The following is a 15,649-nucleotide window of genomic DNA, read 5'->3' on the forward strand; positions in this document are numbered from 1 at the left end:
CACGCCGCCGGGGAAGCCGAATGCCCAAGCTCAAACTGCCCGACATCGAGAACGTCGTCGCGATCGACATCCACACCCACGCCGAGGAGCCGTGCGGCATGCATGGCGACGACGGCTATGACGATTTCCAGGCGCAGATGGCCGACTATTTCAAGTCGCCGCACAAGCATCCGCCGACCGTGCCGGAGACCGCGGCCTATTACCGTTCCAAGAACATCGCTGCGGTGATCTTTCCGGTCGATGCCGAACGCGAGACCGGCTTCCGCCGCTACAACAATTACGAGATGCTCGAGGTCGCCTCCGATCATCTCGACGTGCTGATCCCGTTCGTCTCGATCGACCCGCACAAGGGCAAGCTCGGCGTCCGCGAGGCGCGCAAGCTGATCGAGGAATACGGCGTCCGCGGCTTCAAATTCCATCCGACCATGCAGGGCTTCTACGCCAACGACCGCATGGCCTATCCGCTCTATGAGGCGATCAATGAGGGCGGCGCGATCGCGCTGTTCCACACCGGCCAGACCGGCGTCGGCTCGGGCATGCCGGGCGGCATGGGGATGCGGCTGAAATATTCCAACCCGATGTACATGGATGACGTCGCGGCCGATTTCCCCGACCTCAAGATCATCCTCGCGCATCCCTCCTTCCCCTGGCAGGAAGAGGCGCTGTCGGTCGCGACCCACAAGCCGAACGTCTATATCGACCTGTCGGGCTGGTCGCCGAAATATTTCCCGCCGATCCTGGTGCGCTACATCAACTCGATCCTGCAGGACAAGATGCTGTTCGGCTCCGACTGGCCGGTCATCACGCCTGATCGCTGGCTCGCCGATTTCGCCAAGCTCGACATCCGCGAAGAGATCCGGCCCAAGGTCCTGAAGGCCAACGCGCGGAAGATTTTGGGTATTTAGCGCGTGATCCGGACCCGGAGGGCCGCGTTAGCGCAAAGTGCCGAGCGGTTTTCCGGAAAGATTATGCGCAAACAAAGGGATGAGCTCATGATGCGATTCCGTGGAAGCGCATCATGAGCTAAGGGAGTATCATCGGCGGCAAGCTTCGGAGGTGGTTCATGACGAACTTCACCGGACTTGCCCTCGCCGCACTACTGACCGGAAGCGCAGGGCTGGGCTGTGCGGCAAGCGCCGAGCAGCCGGCCGCCTTCGTCGAATTCGAGAGCCCGCTCGCCAGCGCACAGGCGCTGCAAGGTTATCTGCGATTGCCCGACGGGCCGGGCCCCTCTCCCGCGGTCGTGCTGCTGCACGGCTGCGGCGGCTTCTTCAAGCAACTCGACGAGCGCTGGGGCCGGCGACTGGCGGCCTGGGGCTACGTCACGCTCACGGTCGACCGGTTCGGGCCGCGCGGTATCACGAACACCTGCGCGAGCGGGCCGCCGGCGGCGACCGTCCATGACGCCTATCGCGCGTTGAGCTTCCTGACCCGGCAATCGGCCGTCGATCCCGATCGCATTGCGGTGGTCGGGTTCTCGCAAGGCGCCTGGCTTGCCTTGTTCTCGGTCGAGCGCGGCGCGATCGAGCAAAACGCGACGGAGAAATTCCGTGCCGCCGTCGCGTTCTACCCGCCCTGCCTCAGCATCAAGGGCAACATGACGGTGCCGACGCTGATCATGGTCGGCGAACTCGACGACTGGACACCGGCCAAGGAATGCCGGAGCCTGGCCGAGGGCCACGACGACTACGGCATCTCACGGCAGAAGGACGCGGGGTATCCGATCAAACTCATCATCTATCCCGGCGCCTATCACGATTTCGACGTGCCTTCGCTCCGCACGCCCCAGCAGCAGTTCGGTCATCACCTCGAATTCAACGAGGCGGCGCGGGACCAATCCGTCGACGCACTCAGGAAATTCCTGTATTCGACGATCGGCGGGCAAGAGAGACCACAATGACAATCAAAGCAATCGTCTTCGACGCCTACGGTACGCTCTATGACGTCCAGTCGGTGGCCGACATCACCGAGGATGCGTTCCCCGGCTATGGCGACATCATCACGCAGGTCTGGCGCCTCAAGCAGCTCGAATACTCCTGGCTGCGCACGCTGATGCGGCGCTACCAGGATTTCGCCACAGCCACCCGCGACTCGCTGGCCTACACGCTGCGCTGCCTCGGCCTGCAATATGACGACGCGACCTTCGGGCGCATCATCGACAAATATCAGCACCTCGCGCTGTATCCGGATGCCGTCGCAGCGCTCGAGGCGATGCAGGACAAGAAGCTCGCGATCCTCTCCAACGGCAGCCCCGACATGCTGAATGCGCTGGTGCGCAATTCGGGGCTCGATCGCCTGCTCGATGCAACCATCAGCGTCGATGCCCACAAGGTGTTCAAGCCGGCGCCCGAGGCCTACACGCTGATCGAAGAGGTGTTGAAAATACCTCCCGCGGAGGTGCTGTTCATCTCCTCCAATCCGTGGGACGCCTGCGGCGCCAAGGCGTTCGGCCTCAACGTCGCCTGGATCGAGCGGGTGACGCCGGAAGCGATGGCGCTCGCCTGTGTCGAGAGCGAGACGGTCGCCCCATTGACGATGTTCAAGGCACTGCGTACCCAGATGGACGAGCTCGGTGTCGTGCCCGATCACCGGATCCACGGTCTCTCCGAGCTTCCTGCTTTGGTGTCTGCCAGATCCTGACTAGCAAGAGCCCTGAACTTCATGAGCATCGAGTCCGTCCGCGCCTTCTTCGCCGAGAACGCGCCCGATATCTCCGTGATCGAATCCGCCGTGAGCTCCGCGACCGTCGTGCTGGCGGCAGAGGCCTATGGCGTCGAGCCGGCGCGGATCGCCAAGACGCTGAGCCTGCGGGTCGGCGACCGCGTCGTGCTGATCGTCGCCGCCGGAACGTCGCGGATGGACAACAAGAAGGTGAAGGCAGCCTTCGGCGGCAAGCCGAAAATGCTCGGCCTCGACGAGGTCGCCGACATCACCGGCCATGAGGTCGGCGGCGTCTGCCCGTTCGGGCTGAAGACGCCGCTGCCGGTCTATTGCGATGTGTCGCTGAAGGCATTCGACGTCGTGGTGCCGGCCGCGGGCTCGACCCACAGCGCCGTGCGCATCACGCCCGACCGGATGGCGGAGCTGACCGCGGCCGAATGGGTCGACGTCTGTGAGGTCAGACCCTAGAGATTCCTGCTTGACGCATCTGCGTCACGCGAACCGGCGTCCACCTCGCTCGAAGGCGATCTAGTCCTCATCATCATCGGGTGCTGGCCGCGGCGGCGCCACCGGGGCCGGCTGCATACGCTGCGGCGCGCGCGGCCGCTGTTGCGTTTGAGGCTGCGGCGCGCGCCCCTGGGTTTGCGGCTGCTGCGCACTTGCGTTGGACTCGAATACGGCGCGACAGCCGCTGGAGAGCTGCGGCGTGTTCTGCCGCAGGCAAGCAACAATCCGGTTGGTGTCGGGAATCTGGTCGCCGCACAGCCGCCACACATCCGGTGTGCACGCCATCTGCTGTTCCCATGTTCCGCGATACTCTTGAGACAACGCAGGCGCCGCAGCGCCAAGGCCGCCGACCGCGATCACTAAGCTCAGGACAATCCGCTGCGTCTGCATGTCCAGTGCCCTTGTTCAGATTTGATCCGCGCACACGCGGGTTCCGCGCGGCGATTTGCTTCAAGCTGAAGAATGAATGCGGCCAAGAATGGTTCAAGGATCGTTCAAGGATCGTTCGCGCGGACAACTAAATGTGAAGATGACCGCAAATGTGAAGATGACCGGCCGCAGTTCCCTATTCGACCTTGCCGATCTTCTTCACCGCCGCGATCAACCGCGCGCTGTCGTCTGCAACAAATTTTGAAAACTCCGGCGCGTCCATGTAGGCGACCGGGCTGCCCGCGGTTTCGAAGGTCTTGATCACCTCGGGTGCCTTCACGGCAACGGCCATCGCCGCGCGCAGCCGCGTCATGATCGGCGCCGGCAGCGCGGCCTGCGCGAACAAGCCCGCCCAGATGTAGAATTCGACGTCCTTGTAGCCGAGTTCCTTGAAGGTCGGCAGATCGGGAAAACTCGCAATCCGCTCGGCACCCCAATTGGCGAGCACGCGCATCTTGCCGTCCTCGACCTGCTGCTTGAGCGTGCCCGGCGCCGACGCCAGCGCCTGCACGGTGCCCGAGAGCAGCGCGGTGAGCGCGGGACCTGCGCCGCGAAACGGGATGTGCTGCAACTTGATTCCGGCACTTGCCGCAAACATCTCCATCGCGACATGCAGCGTGCCGTAGGGGCCGGACGAGCCGTAGGGAATCTGTCCCGGACGTTTCTTCGCATCGTCGACGAACTCCTGCAGCGTCTTCCATGGCGCCGAGGCCGGCACCGCCAGCAGCGTCGGATCGGCTAGCACGCGCGCGACCGGCGCGAACTGCGACATTTCGTAGGCGACCGGACGGCCGAACAGCCGGTCGGCCTCCGGCAGCACCGCGAGCGAGGACAGCGTCATCAGCAGCGTGTAGCCGTCAGGCTCGGCGCGCGCGGCCTGCGCATTGCCGATCGATCCGCCGGCGCCGCCGGCGCGATTGTCGACGATCACGGGCTTGCCGAGAATCCGCTCCAGCGCCAGTGCCACCGGGCGCGCCGCGAGGTCGGCCTGGCCGCCGGCCGGAAACGGCACGATCATCGAGATGTTGCGGTTGGGATAGGCGCCTTGCGCGAAGGCGGAATTGGCCAACGCAGTGTGTGCGAGCGGCAATGCGGCAGCGGCGCGCAGGAGTTCGCGGCGGTTCATCGAGAGCTTCTCCCCAGTCATGTTTTTTGGCGATCGCAGCCGACCGCGATGCCGCGGTCAAAGCCGCGGCTTGGTCGCATGTTGCAGGAGCGGGACGCAGAGCTCAAGCGTCCTGCACGTCGCATCCCGCTTCACCTCTCCCCGCGTGCGGCGAGAGATCGGAACGCATCGGTAGATGCGTTCCGGGTCTCCGCAAGCGCGGCTATCACTGCATAGGCGGAGGCAGCCCCTCACCCCAACCCTCTCCCCTAAGAACGGGGCGAGGGAGCACAGCGCCGTCGCTATTCGACCGAATCCCACCACGCCCTAGCGCTTGCGCGTCGTCTTGCGGGTCTTTGCGGCGGATCGCTTCCCGGCCGCGCCGCGCTTGGTCGCGGTCTTCTTGCTGGCCGCCGCGCGGCGCACCGGTGCGGCCGCAGCCGCGCGCTTGCGCGCCACCGCCTTCGCCACCGCCTTCTTGGGCGCTTTCCTGGCCGTATTCGCGGCGGCCTTCTTGGCCGCCTTCTTCGCGGCTTGCGGGCGCGCGCGGCGCGCCGTGGTCGTGCTGCGGCGCCGTGCACCGCTTCCGCCGACCGGAACGATGTGGTCGTCGGCATCCAGCGTGAGTTGCTGGAGCGGATATGCCGGCAGGAAGCTCGGGTCGTTGTAGAGCTTGCTCAGGCTGTCCTGGTCGAACTTGCCGCCCTGCCCGCGATCCTCGCCCGCGCCGGCGCGCCAAGCGGCTTCCCAGACCCGGGCCAATGTCTTGGCGCCGTCCTGCATGCAGGCCGACGTGGCGTCCTTCAGCTTCGACCACATCGCGTCGACCTGACCGCTGCCCATGTGGGAATTGAACAGGTTGACGATGGTCATCGGCGGCAGCCGCTTCACGGTTCGCTGCATCAGCGCGACCACGGCGACCGCGGCGTCGCGGCCGGTCGGCGTTCCACCCGAGGTAATCTCCACGACGTCGCTCGTCCTGGCGTCGGGGATCATCTTGATGAGATCCTTGCCGTGACGGCCGATCATCGTGGTCTCGTACACGCTGTGCACCTTGGCGTGTGTCTTGTCGTTCGGATCGAGGCCGTGATGGAATTGCGAGATGTGCAGCGGCTGGCAGGCATCGCCGATGTAATGCGCGACGATTCCGGCGGCGCAGACGAACTCCAGCTTCTTGTTGGCGGCGGCGTATTCGACCATCTCGTCGAAGATCTGCCAGACCCGGAACGGCAATGCGCCGCGGCGATCCTCGCCGATCCCTTCGTAATAGTCGTTCCAGACTTTTGGATCGACGTTGCGCGTCGACTCGGCGCAGAGATCCAGCAGCGTCTTGCCGTCCTTGCCCGGCTTGTCCATGTCGGCGAAATGGTTGCTTTCGTCGGTCGGCCGGGTGAAGCGCCAGACCAGATCGGCGACGTCGGCAAGCGGCGCGAACGCGCCGCGCTGATACGGCTTGAGGTCGGCAAGCAGCTTGTCGTCGAGGCCGATATTGTCGGAATTGGCGTCCATCATGGTCGCGAGCTTGGGCAGCTTCGCATCGATCAGGCCGGTCGCGTAGGCGCCGATCTTGACGTGTCCCCATTCGCCCCAATACTCGGTGTGGCCGGCGTTCCAGTCGCCGATCAGCTCGACATCGAGCTCGCGGCACAGCGTCGCCATGCAGATGCCGAGCGCGACCTGCATCGGAACCTTGCCGCCCGATCCGAGCAATTCCTGGCCACCCCATTCCAGCGCGAGAGGACTGAGGATGCGTGCGCCGCCGGCATTCTTCGGCGCGTCCGGGTCGTCGAGAAACCACACCGTGCCGGAATCGCCGGGATAGTTGTTGAGCGGCGTGTCGCCGTCGCGCGGGCCGATCACGAAATCGCTGACATACTCCATGCCGCCGACGGTCTTGTAGCGATAGAACAGCCCGATGATCTTGCCCTTCATCAAACCGCTGGTCGCACCGAAGGCGATCAGCGGCTGATTGATGATGTCGAGACGGAAGGTGCCGACATTGAGATCGACGACGTCGCCGACCTGGCCGACGCCGTAGACCTGCGCAGTCCAGCCCTTGACGTCATCGACGCGGATCAGTCCGGCATCGAGATTGGCCACCACGCGCGAGCCGGGCCAGCCGGGATAGACCTCGCTGAAGGCGCGCTTGCCGAGTTGCAGCGCATCGCTGACGCCGAGGCGGCGGTCGGTGTTCTTGAAGCCGGCGAAGATCGCGCGCCCGGCCGCGCCGACCACGTGGCGGTTGGACAGCGCAAACACCGTCTCGCCATTGCTGACGAGACAGCCGATCGAGCCGCGATGGATCTTGCCCTGGATCATGGTCTGGACCGGGAAACCGCCGCCGACCAGATCGCTCTTGAACACCGGCGGATCGACCGTGCCGGGGCTGTTCTCGTTGGGATCGACCTTGACGACACAGGTCGGCACGACGCGACCATCGGGCAGATACAGGAACGGCGGCACCAATTGGTCCTGCTTCTCCGGATGGTTCTTCAACTCGGAGCGCTTCATCCAGTCCCGGACGAAGACGAGAATGCAGGGCCACGACCAGTCCTTGACCGATGAATTGAACAGCGTGCGCGGACCGAGCGCCTGCGGCTTGGAGTGGTGCCGCCGTTCGGTCGCGTTGCGGTCGGTGTCGCGGATCAGATAGCGGCCGATCGCCGTGGCGTAGACCGATTGCAGATGCGCCAGATGCACGTGATAGGCCTCGCGGGCATCGAGCAGGTCCTTCACCGACAATGACGTGAAATCATGTTTGGTCAGGTCAATCATCTGGTTCCTCCGAAAAATGCGCTTTGCGGCAACCGTTTCAGGACGCAGAAATAGACGATCGCATCGGACCACGATCGTGGGTTAGTTCACACAATCTATACAATTTAAAAGGGATGACACGAATGTGACGGGCGCACAGCACGCGCGTAAGCGCGTTCGCGGCCTCCTATTTGCGCTGCACGCGGCGCTCTATTTGCGCTGCGCACGGCCCTTGGCAAAATGCTTCGCCAGGAAATCCGCCAGCACCTCGACGCGGGCGGGGCGCGGGCCGCCGGGTGGCGTGACGAGATGCACGGCGCCTTCCGGCTGCTTCCAGCCTTTCAGGATCACCTCGACCTCACCGCGCGCGATCGCGTCGCCGACGATGAAATCGGGTAGATCGGCAATCCCGAGGCCGGCGAGCAGCGCGGGCATCACCGCCTCGCCATTGTTGACCCGCAGCTGGCCGGCGGGACGCACGCTCGCCTGCTCGCCCGACGCATTGGTGTAATGCCAGACACCCTGGGTCGAGAGATAGGCGTAGCCGAAGCATTTGTGCTCGGCGAGATGCATCGGATGGGTCGGCCGGCCGTAGCGCTTGAGGTAGGACGGCGCCGCCACCGTGTAGCGCGGCATGCCGCACAGCCGCCGCGCGATCAGCGAGGAATCCGGCAGCCGCGCGATACGCAGGCCGGCATCAAAACCTTCGCCGATCAGATCGACCGTCGCGTCGCTGAGATGCAGATCGATCGCGACCTCCGGATAGGCCTCCATGAATTCCGGCAGCAGCGGCGCCACCGTCTTGATGCCGAAACTCATCGGCACCGCGAGCCGCACCAGGCCGCGCGGCGTGGTCGATTGCGCCAGCGCCTCGTTCTCGGCGGCCTCGCCATCGGCCAATAGCCGCGCCGCGCGCTCCGACAATTTCTGACCCGCGTCGGTCAGCGCCAGGCGGCGGGAGGTGCGGTTGAACAGCCGCGCGCCGAGCCGCTCCTCGAGCCTTGAGACCGCCTTCGACACCGTCGCCTTGGACAGCGAGAGCTCGGTCGCGGCCGCCGCAAACGACCGTAATTCCACGACTTTTGCGAAGATCGCGAGCGCCTCGAAGTCCGGCAGTTTCGACATGGGCAGTGGTCCTGATTGGATCAATTTGGAAACAATGAGTTTCGATAGTTTCTATTTCTATACCACAGCCGGAGGCATATCCAAGTGCCATCGAATTCAACCGCAAATCCAATCAATGGAGAAATCCAATGACCAAGAAGCTCTCAGGCAAGGTTGCCCTCGTCACCGGCGGTTCGCGTGGCATCGGCGCAGCCAGCGCCCGTGCACTCGCCGCGGAGGGCGCCAGCGTTGCGATCAGCTACGTCGCCTCTCCCGACAAGGCGGAAGCCGTCGTCGCCGAGTTGAAGGCGAGCGGCGTCAACGCCCGCGCCTACAAGGCCGACCAGGCCTCGTCATCCGACGTCGATCAGCTGGTGAAGACCGTCGCCAGGGATTTTGGCCGGCTCGACATCCTCGTCAACAACGCCGGTGTCGCATCCGGCGGTGCGGTCGACGATCCCAAGGCCGACACCGCGACGCTGGCCCGCCAGGAAGCGATTAACGTCGACGGCGTGATCACCGCGATCCGCGCCGCCTCGAAGCTGATGGATGAAGGCGGCCGCATCGTCACCGTCGGCTCCATGCTGGCCGATCGTGCCTCGTTCCCGGGACTTGCCGACTACGTCGCCAGCAAGGCGGCCGTCGTCGGCTACACCAAGGGCGCGGCGCGCGACCTCGGACCGCGCGGCATCACTGTGAACGTGGTGCAGCCCGGCTCGATCGACACCGACATGAACCCGAAGGACGGCGGCGAGTTTGCCGAGACGCAACGCCTGCAGCACGCGCTGCAGCGCTTCGGCCGCCCGGAGGAAGTCGCCGCCGGCGTCGTGTTCCTGGCAAGCCCGGAAGCCTCGTTCGTCACCGGCACCGTGCTCAACGTCGACGGCGGCTTCGGCGCCTGATCGCAAGATTCTCAGGAGACGCCGGGCGTGAGCGCCCGGCCCCTCCTCAACATCAAATCAAGGGGAATGACCATGATCGAACTGAAACCATTCGCAGAACTTGGCGGCGCCGACCACGGCTGGCTGAAGGCCAAGCACCACTTCTCGTTCGCGAGCTACTACGATCCCGACAATATCAGCCACGGCGCGCTGCGGGTCTGGAACGACGACGAGATCGCGCCCAACTCCGGCTTTCCGGCGCATCCGCACGCCAACATGGAGATCATCACCTATGTTCGCGAAGGCGCGATCACCCACCAGGACTCGCTCGGCAACAAGGGACGCACCGAAGCCGGTGACGTGCAGGTGATGAGCGCCGGCAGCGGCATCCGTCACTCCGAGTACAATCTGGAGCCGGCGAAGACCAAGATCTTCCAGATCTGGATCGAGCCGACCACGAAGGGCGGCCAGCCGACCTGGGGCTCGAAGCCGTTCCCGAAGGCCAACCGCTCCGGCAAGCTCGTCACCATCGCCTCGGGTATCGAGGGCGACAATGACGCACTGCCGATCCGCGCCGATGCGCGGGTGCTCGCCACCACGCTGAAGGCCGGCGAGAGCGCGGAATACACCGCCGACAAAGCCCGTCACCTCTATCTGGTGCCGGCGGCCGGCAGCGTCGAGGTCAACGGCGTGCGCGTCAACGCGCGCGACGGCGCAGCGATCCGCGACGAGGCCAGGCTGAGGATCACCGCGCTCGAGGATGCCGAGCTGGTGCTGGTCGACGCGGCGTAAGTACCACACCCACACCTCGTCATGCCCGGGCTTGACCCGGGCATCCATCCATCTTCGCAAGACTTCTTCGAAGTCGATGGATTGCCGGGTCAAGCCCGGCAATGACAGCCCCGTTCAACTTCAACCCGTCTGCAACACTGCAAAGGAGGCCATCATGGCCAAGGTTCTCGTTCTCTATTACTCCGCCTACGGTCACATCGAGGCGATGGCGAATGCCGTCGCGGAAGGCGCGCGCGAAGCCGGCGCCACCGTCGACATCAAGCGCGTGCCCGAGCTGGTGCCGGCTGAAGTCGCGAAGGCCTCGTACTACAAGCTCGACCAGGCCGCGCCGGTCGCCACGATCGACGATCTCGCCAACTACGATGCGATCATCGTCGGCACCGGCACCCGGTTCGGCCGCATGGCATCGCAGATGGCCAACTTCCTCGATCAGGCCGGCGGGCTGTGGGCCAGGGGCGCGCTGAACGGCAAGGTCGGCGGCGCCTTCACCTCGAGCGCGACCCAGCATGGCGGCCAGGAGACCACGCTGTTCTCGATCATCACCAACCTGCTGCATTTCGGCATGACGGTGGTCGGCCTGAATTACGGTTTTGCCGGCCAGATGAAGCTCGACGAAGTCACCGGCGGCGCACCCTATGGCGCCACCACCATCACCGGCGGCGACGGCAGCCGTCAGCCCAGCGAGAACGAACTCGCCGGTGCGCGCTACCAGGGCCGCGCGGTCGCGGAGACCGCCAGAAAACTTCACGGCTGAGCTGCACGGTTGAGTTTCACGCCTGGCTGAAAGGCCATGCGATAGGGCGGCACCTCGCTGGCGATTGCCGCCCTATCTGTTTTTCCCGGAGGCGACGGTTCCCGAGATCATCGGGACCGTTTTCGTGATATGCCGCAAGGCCTCCTGTCGGCGCAGCCCCGAGGTTCGCCATGACCAACACACAGAAGACCCGCTGGCCGGAACTGCCGACCGCGGCGTGGCGCGACAGCAGTGCCACGCTCCAGCTCTTCACCCAGATCGCCGGCAAGATCCGGCTGGCGAAATCGCCCTGGCTCAATCACTCCTGGCACGTCACGCTCTATGTCACGGCGCGCGGGCTGACGACCTCCCCGATCCCCGACGGCGACCGCACCTTCCAGATCGACTTCGATTTCATCGATCACATGCTCCGCATCTCGACCAGCGACGGCACCGAGCGGCAATTCGCGCTGGCCGGTCAATCGGTCGCGAGCTTCTACGCGACGATCATGAGCAATCTGAAGGACCTCGGAGTCGACGTCGCCATCGACGAGATCCCGAACGAAGTCACCGACCCGATCCCGTTTTCGCAAGATACCCAGCATGCCGCGTACGACGCCGATGCCGTGCGGCGGTTTCACCAGATCCTGGTGAACTGCGATCGCGTGTTCAAGCAATTCCGGACCGGCTTTCTCGGCAAGGCGAGCCCAGTGCATTTCTTCTGGGGCAGCTTTGACCTCGCGGTGACGCGCTTTTCCGGCAAAGCGGCACCACGGCATCCCGGCGGCGTGCCGCATTTGCCCGATGAGGTGGCGCACGAGGCCTATTCGCACGAGGTCAGCAGCGCCGGCTTCTGGCCGGGCGGCGGCGCCATCGATTATCCCGCATTCTATTCCTACGCCTATCCGGAACCGGCGGGCTATCGCAGCACGCCGGTGCGACCCGACGCGGCATTCTTCAGCGAGGCGCTCGGCGAATTCATTTTGCCCTACGATGCCGTGCGGGTGGCCGCAGACCCGGACAACGCGCTGCTCGAATTCCTGCAATCGAGTTACGAGGCCGCGGCCATCAACGCGAACTGGGACCGTGCTGCGCTGGAATGCGCAGCGGGCGAGCCGGGCGTGGTCAGAGCGCTCTAACGCATGATCCGGAAAAGTGCGAAGCGGTTTTCCGAGAAGATCATGCCCAAACAATGACCTAAAGCGCGATGATGATTCAACCTAATCTCATCGCGCTTTAGTCCTCTTCGCGCGACGGTGTCGCCTTGCCGAGCGCCTGCTTCAGCCGGGCCGAGAGTTTTGGATAGTGACGCAGCGCCAGCACGGCGCGGTCACGCAGCGCGAGAGGCTGACCGCGCCAGCTCAAGGCGGCGCCGAGATCGACCAGCGGCGTGCGCTGCGGCCCGAAGCGGCGCTTGTAGCTGTAATTGCCGATCGAGAACTCGAACTCCCGCACGCCGTCCTTGTGCAACGCTTCGATGGTGCGATCGATGATCAGCCGGCCCGGCGAACACGTCGACCATTTCTCGCCTGCATTGCTGATGCGGATCATGATGTAGCGCGAACCGGTGCGGACGCCGAGCAGCGTCGCCACCACTTCGTCGCTGGTCGTCAGCGCGGTCATGACAGCATAGCCGCGGTCGGTGCCTTCGCGCACGAGGTCACGATAAAAGGCGGTGCAGTCGGCATTGTCGAGCACATAGTTGAGCCCGAGACCGAGCAAGCGGTCCCCCTGCTGCGCCTCCGTGACCGAGAGCAGGTCCAGCGCCTCGCCGGTGTCGGCAGCGAATTTGAACGCCGCGGACGGTTCACGCGTGAACACGCGCCAGCTGCGTCCCAACTCCTTGCGAACCTTGCGGTCCAGCTCGTAGCGCCAGGCGTTGTGGTCGTCGCCGATGGTCAAGAGATTGCCGTTGACGATCGACGGCGCGACGCCGCCGAGCAGCGCCAGCGGATTGGCGCGGCCTGCGAGCTTGAGCGGCATCTTGCGAAAGCGAATGAGATCGGCGCCGCCCTGCCACTGCCGCAGGGCGGTCCGCAGATCGCGCCAGAACTGCCATGCCGCAACGTGGTCGCGCGGCGCAGCGGGGCCGAGCAGCGGCGCGTTGAAATCGGTGAGGTTGACGTCGGCGAATTCGATGATGCGGAGGCCGCCCTGCCGGTGACAGATCAGCGGCAACAGGGCAGCGCGCTCGCCGGTCGCGGCGTCGCTGACCACGGCGATCAGCGGCGCGACACCTTCGGTCGACGCGAAGGCCCGGTACCACGACGCATACCATTGCGGATGCTGGAACGCGGTGAGCGGCTCGAATGCGCCCCAGCGGGCAACCGCCTGCGCCCAATCGGAAACCAGCTCGACGCGATAGCCGACCGCATAGGACGCGACCCGCGCGCCGAATTTCTCAACCGCTGTCGTCAACACTGTCATTCCAGCACCTGTCAGCGCAAGCTCGCTTACGCCGCTTCCAACGCCACCTTGGGCAGATCGACGATCTTGCCGAGATCGCTCTCGTCGAGACGGAAGTCGATCGCGCGGCGTACCGCGCGCTCGCGCTTCACCCATTTGCCGTCGCGCAGCAGCTTCTGCATCACCTGCTTGGCGAAGAAGGTCGGGCCGCGGATGCTGCGGCTGCGCGGCGTATAACCGAAGCGATGCCGCAGCATGCCGTTGGCGAGATGCAGGATCTGGGCGCGGCGGATGTCGTCATTCACATAGGAGATCGTCATCGAGATGTTGACGGTATCGAGGTTCTCGACGCGATGCGGCGCATTGAGCGGCCAGTTCAGCATCTGGCCGGGCTCGAGATCGATCACCTGCGCATGCCAGTCGTACCAAGGCTCGTAGGGGATATCGACCTCGACGTCGAACAGCGCGATGTCCTCCAGATGCTCGGGCCGGATGAACGGCTGCGTGTTGGGATAGATGTAGACGCGCTTGCGGCCGGCGATCTGGACCAGGCCCTGCCCCGGCAGGTCGGCATGATAATAGACCTGCGCATCTGGCGACGAGATCAGGATGCCGGCCTGATGGGTCGGCGCGTCGAAACCCGGAACCTTGGCTGCGATCTCGCCGAACATCCGCTCGATCATGTCGCGGTAGCGGCGATCGATCGCGGTGACGTTGCGCAGGTTCAGCCACAGGCCGCCGCGCGAGATCGCCTCGATCACCTGGTGGCCGCGCAGCCTGCCGATCTCGCCCTCGCGCCAGACCCGGCTCGATCCCTTGGCGCCGGTCTTGACCAGGCTGTAATGCTCGCGTGGATAATGCTCGATCAGCTTCGCGAGATCGTCCATCGAGAACGCCGGCTGCTGGTGCATGGTGTGCTCGAGCCGGATCGGCTGGTGGCTCCAGAGCTTGGAATGATTGTCATCCCAATTCGCGAAAATCCTGCCTGTCGTCATGGTCGCGCTCCTGGCTAATGCGCCGTTTCGCTTCATCCGATGTCCCGTTCCGGGACGAGCCGGCAGCTCTTGCGCAGGGATTGGCAAGAACGATGCCGTCACGTATGCGCGCGGGGTTACCCAAAGCTAATGTCTCGCCGTTATGGCTAACCGCGAAATTCCGGAACCGGTCGCCTGAGCTCGATGAGCGAAAAACCCCGATATCGTGCGCTGTTTCTCGGCGCCGGGCCGCAGATGCACTGCGGCGTCGGGCAGTTCACCCGCCTGCTGCAGGAGACGATCGAGAAGATCGAGCCCGGTGCTAGCACGACGTTAACCCTGACGCAGACCGATGGCACGATCGGCGAGATCTGGCGCGCGGTCGGCACTGCCGGCAGCGTGGTCTGCAACTTCCCGATCGTGGCCTGGAAGCGCGTGATCGCGCGGCCGCTGCTCGCGCTTCTGTTCGCCCGCCTGCGCCGCCGCAAGGTCGTCCTGATTCAGCACGAATGGGCCGGCCTCAACGGTATCCGCCGGCTGACCTACATCCCGGCGCTGTGGCTCGCCAACACCATCGTGATGTTCTCGCCGCTGGTGCGCCGCGAGCTTGCCGATGATCCGATCATGCGCGGCATGGTGCGGAAATGCGTGTTGGCACCGCTGCCTCCGAACATCGCGGCGCCCGCCGGCTTCGCCGACTCGATGTTGCTGCAACGGCTCGTCAGCGCACGCAGCGCAGGCCAGCTCATCGTCGGTCATTTCGGCTCGATCTATCCCGGCAAGCAGCCAAACGGGCTGCTCGAGATCGGCGCGATCCTGAAACAGCGGGGCTTGCAGCCCTTGATCGTCTATGTCGGCTCGTTCATTCGCGGCACCGACAATATCGAGCAGAAATTCTATGCCCGCGTCGCCGAGCTCGGACTGAAGGGCGAGGTGATCGTCTCCGGCTACGTCGCCTCCGATCACGAAGTGTTCGGCCTGCTCGGCGAGATCGACGCGTTCTGCTACTCGCTCGACGAGGGCCTGACCGCGCGGCGCTCGAGCATCCTGGCCTGCGCACAGTCCGGCCGGCCGCTGATCGTCACCGGCCCGGCGTTGCCGGACGAGTTCGACCACCATCCGCGCTTCAAGGAACTGATCGACCGCGGCGCCATCCTGCTGGTGCCGCGCGACGCCGACAGCGCTGCATATGCCGACCGGATCGTTACCGCGCTGAAGCGGCCGACCGTGCCGGTGCCGTTCGATTTCGACGGCTGGTGGACGGACGTCGCCAATGCAATTCGCGCCCAACTGTAGGATTGGT

15 protein-coding genes are annotated in these 15,649 nt (G+C 64.8%); 9 read left to right on the forward strand and 6 right to left on the reverse strand.

The annotated features are described in order from the left end of the window. Positions 1-20: 20 nt before the first annotated feature. The 4 genes from BI327_RS30365 (at position 21) to BI327_RS30380 (ending at position 3,129) form a co-directional block, all read left to right on the forward strand. Entirely contained in the window at positions 21-905 is an 885-nt protein-coding gene (locus BI327_RS30365; protein ID WP_076864957.1) for an amidohydrolase family protein, read from the forward strand. A 158-nt stretch (positions 906-1,063) separates the two neighbouring features. Next, positions 1,064-1,900, forward strand: coding sequence for a dienelactone hydrolase family protein (locus BI327_RS30370; protein WP_076864958.1), 837 nt, complete (start codon positions 1,064-1,066; stop codon positions 1,898-1,900). Next, complete coding sequence (locus tag BI327_RS30375; protein ID WP_076864959.1) at positions 1,897-2,640, forward strand: haloacid dehalogenase type II; 744 nt, start codon at positions 1,897-1,899, stop codon at positions 2,638-2,640. The genes BI327_RS30370 and BI327_RS30375 overlap by 4 nt, the downstream gene beginning before the upstream one ends. Before the next feature lie 21 nt (positions 2,641-2,661). Next, positions 2,662-3,129 (forward strand): YbaK/EbsC family protein, encoded by a 468-nt coding sequence (locus tag BI327_RS30380; protein ID WP_076864960.1) that lies wholly within the window; start codon positions 2,662-2,664, stop codon positions 3,127-3,129. 60 nt (positions 3,130-3,189) lie between these two features. On the opposite strand, the gene BI327_RS30385 is transcribed toward BI327_RS30380, so the two are convergent. The 4 genes from BI327_RS30385 to BI327_RS30400 all read right to left on the reverse strand — a co-directional run bounded on the left by BI327_RS30385 (position 3,190) and on the right by BI327_RS30400 (position 8,581). Beyond that, complete coding sequence (locus BI327_RS30385) at positions 3,190-3,558, reverse strand: hypothetical protein (RefSeq protein WP_076864961.1); 369 nt, start codon at positions 3,556-3,558, stop codon at positions 3,190-3,192. A gap of 175 nt (positions 3,559-3,733) precedes the next feature. Beyond that, entirely contained in the window at positions 3,734-4,723 is a 990-nt protein-coding gene (locus tag BI327_RS30390) for a tripartite tricarboxylate transporter substrate binding protein (RefSeq protein WP_076864962.1), read from the reverse strand. Between the two features lie 306 nt (positions 4,724-5,029). Further along, positions 5,030-7,477, reverse strand: coding sequence for a hypothetical protein (locus BI327_RS30395; RefSeq protein WP_076864963.1), 2,448 nt, complete (start codon positions 7,475-7,477; stop codon positions 5,030-5,032). A gap of 189 nt (positions 7,478-7,666) precedes the next feature. Beyond that, complete coding sequence (locus BI327_RS30400) at positions 7,667-8,581, reverse strand: LysR family transcriptional regulator (RefSeq protein WP_076864964.1); 915 nt, start codon at positions 8,579-8,581, stop codon at positions 7,667-7,669. 128 nt (positions 8,582-8,709) lie between these two features. Between BI327_RS30400 and BI327_RS30405 the strand changes: the two genes are divergently transcribed. From BI327_RS30405 to BI327_RS30420, 4 genes are all read left to right on the forward strand, one after another. Then, positions 8,710-9,462, forward strand: a complete 753-nt coding sequence (locus BI327_RS30405; RefSeq protein WP_076864965.1) for an SDR family NAD(P)-dependent oxidoreductase — start codon at positions 8,710-8,712, stop codon at positions 9,460-9,462. Positions 9,463-9,534: 72 nt separating this feature from the next. Further along, positions 9,535-10,233 carry a pirin family protein gene (locus BI327_RS30410; protein WP_076865470.1) on the forward strand — a complete coding sequence of 233 codons (699 nt, stop codon included), beginning with the start codon at positions 9,535-9,537 and terminating at the stop codon, positions 10,231-10,233. A gap of 154 nt (positions 10,234-10,387) precedes the next feature. Continuing rightward, positions 10,388-10,987: an NAD(P)H:quinone oxidoreductase gene (gene wrbA, locus BI327_RS30415; RefSeq protein WP_076865471.1), complete on the forward strand. Its 600-nt coding sequence runs from the start codon at positions 10,388-10,390 to the stop codon at positions 10,985-10,987. Positions 10,988-11,157: 170 nt separating this feature from the next. Further along, positions 11,158-12,105 (forward strand): DUF5996 family protein, encoded by a 948-nt coding sequence (locus BI327_RS30420; RefSeq protein WP_076864966.1) that lies wholly within the window; start codon positions 11,158-11,160, stop codon positions 12,103-12,105. A 97-nt stretch (positions 12,106-12,202) separates the two neighbouring features. Here the strand turns inward: BI327_RS30420 and BI327_RS30425 are convergent, their stop codons facing one another. Beyond that, entirely contained in the window at positions 12,203-13,384 is a 1,182-nt protein-coding gene (locus BI327_RS30425; protein ID WP_245334985.1) for a GNAT family N-acetyltransferase, read from the reverse strand. A gap of 35 nt (positions 13,385-13,419) precedes the next feature. Further along, positions 13,420-14,367 carry a cupin-like domain-containing protein gene (locus BI327_RS30430; RefSeq protein ID WP_076864968.1) on the reverse strand — a complete coding sequence of 316 codons (948 nt, stop codon included), beginning with the start codon at positions 14,365-14,367 and terminating at the stop codon, positions 13,420-13,422. Between the two features lie 183 nt (positions 14,368-14,550). On the opposite strand from BI327_RS30430, the gene BI327_RS30435 reads away from it, so the two are divergent. Next, positions 14,551-15,642, forward strand: a complete 1,092-nt coding sequence (locus tag BI327_RS30435) for a glycosyltransferase (RefSeq protein ID WP_089025642.1) — start codon at positions 14,551-14,553, stop codon at positions 15,640-15,642. Positions 15,643-15,649: the final 7 nt, after the last annotated feature.

It is taken from the genome of Bradyrhizobium mercantei (assembly GCF_001982635.1).
GTDB lineage: Bacteria > Pseudomonadota > Alphaproteobacteria > Rhizobiales > Xanthobacteraceae > Bradyrhizobium > Bradyrhizobium mercantei.

Excerpts from the sequence above, each read along its gene's own strand:
- BI327_RS30365 (WP_076864957.1), top strand. The coding sequence starts at position 21 with ATGCCCAAGCTCAAACTGCCCGACATCGAGAACGTCGTCGCGATCGAC.
- BI327_RS30370 (WP_076864958.1), top strand. The coding sequence starts at position 1,064 with ATGACGAACTTCACCGGACTTGCCCTCGCCGCACTACTGACCGGAAGC.
- BI327_RS30375 (WP_076864959.1), top strand. The coding sequence starts at position 1,897 with ATGACAATCAAAGCAATCGTCTTCGACGCCTACGGTACGCTCTATGAC.
- BI327_RS30380 (WP_076864960.1), top strand. The coding sequence starts at position 2,662 with ATGAGCATCGAGTCCGTCCGCGCCTTCTTCGCCGAGAACGCGCCCGAT.
- BI327_RS30385 (WP_076864961.1), bottom strand. The coding sequence starts at position 3,558 with ATGCAGACGCAGCGGATTGTCCTGAGCTTAGTGATCGCGGTCGGCGGC.
- BI327_RS30390 (WP_076864962.1), bottom strand. The coding sequence starts at position 4,723 with ATGAACCGCCGCGAACTCCTGCGCGCCGCTGCCGCATTGCCGCTCGCA.
- BI327_RS30395 (WP_076864963.1), bottom strand. The coding sequence starts at position 7,477 with ATGATTGACCTGACCAAACATGATTTCACGTCATTGTCGGTGAAGGAC.
- BI327_RS30400 (WP_076864964.1), bottom strand. The coding sequence starts at position 8,581 with ATGTCGAAACTGCCGGACTTCGAGGCGCTCGCGATCTTCGCAAAAGTC.
- BI327_RS30405 (WP_076864965.1), top strand. The coding sequence starts at position 8,710 with ATGACCAAGAAGCTCTCAGGCAAGGTTGCCCTCGTCACCGGCGGTTCG.
- BI327_RS30410 (WP_076865470.1), top strand. The coding sequence starts at position 9,535 with ATGATCGAACTGAAACCATTCGCAGAACTTGGCGGCGCCGACCACGGC.
- wrbA (WP_076865471.1), top strand. The coding sequence starts at position 10,388 with ATGGCCAAGGTTCTCGTTCTCTATTACTCCGCCTACGGTCACATCGAG.
- BI327_RS30420 (WP_076864966.1), top strand. The coding sequence starts at position 11,158 with ATGACCAACACACAGAAGACCCGCTGGCCGGAACTGCCGACCGCGGCG.
- BI327_RS30430 (WP_076864968.1), bottom strand. The coding sequence starts at position 14,367 with ATGACGACAGGCAGGATTTTCGCGAATTGGGATGACAATCATTCCAAG.
- BI327_RS30435 (WP_089025642.1), top strand. The coding sequence starts at position 14,551 with ATGAGCGAAAAACCCCGATATCGTGCGCTGTTTCTCGGCGCCGGGCCG.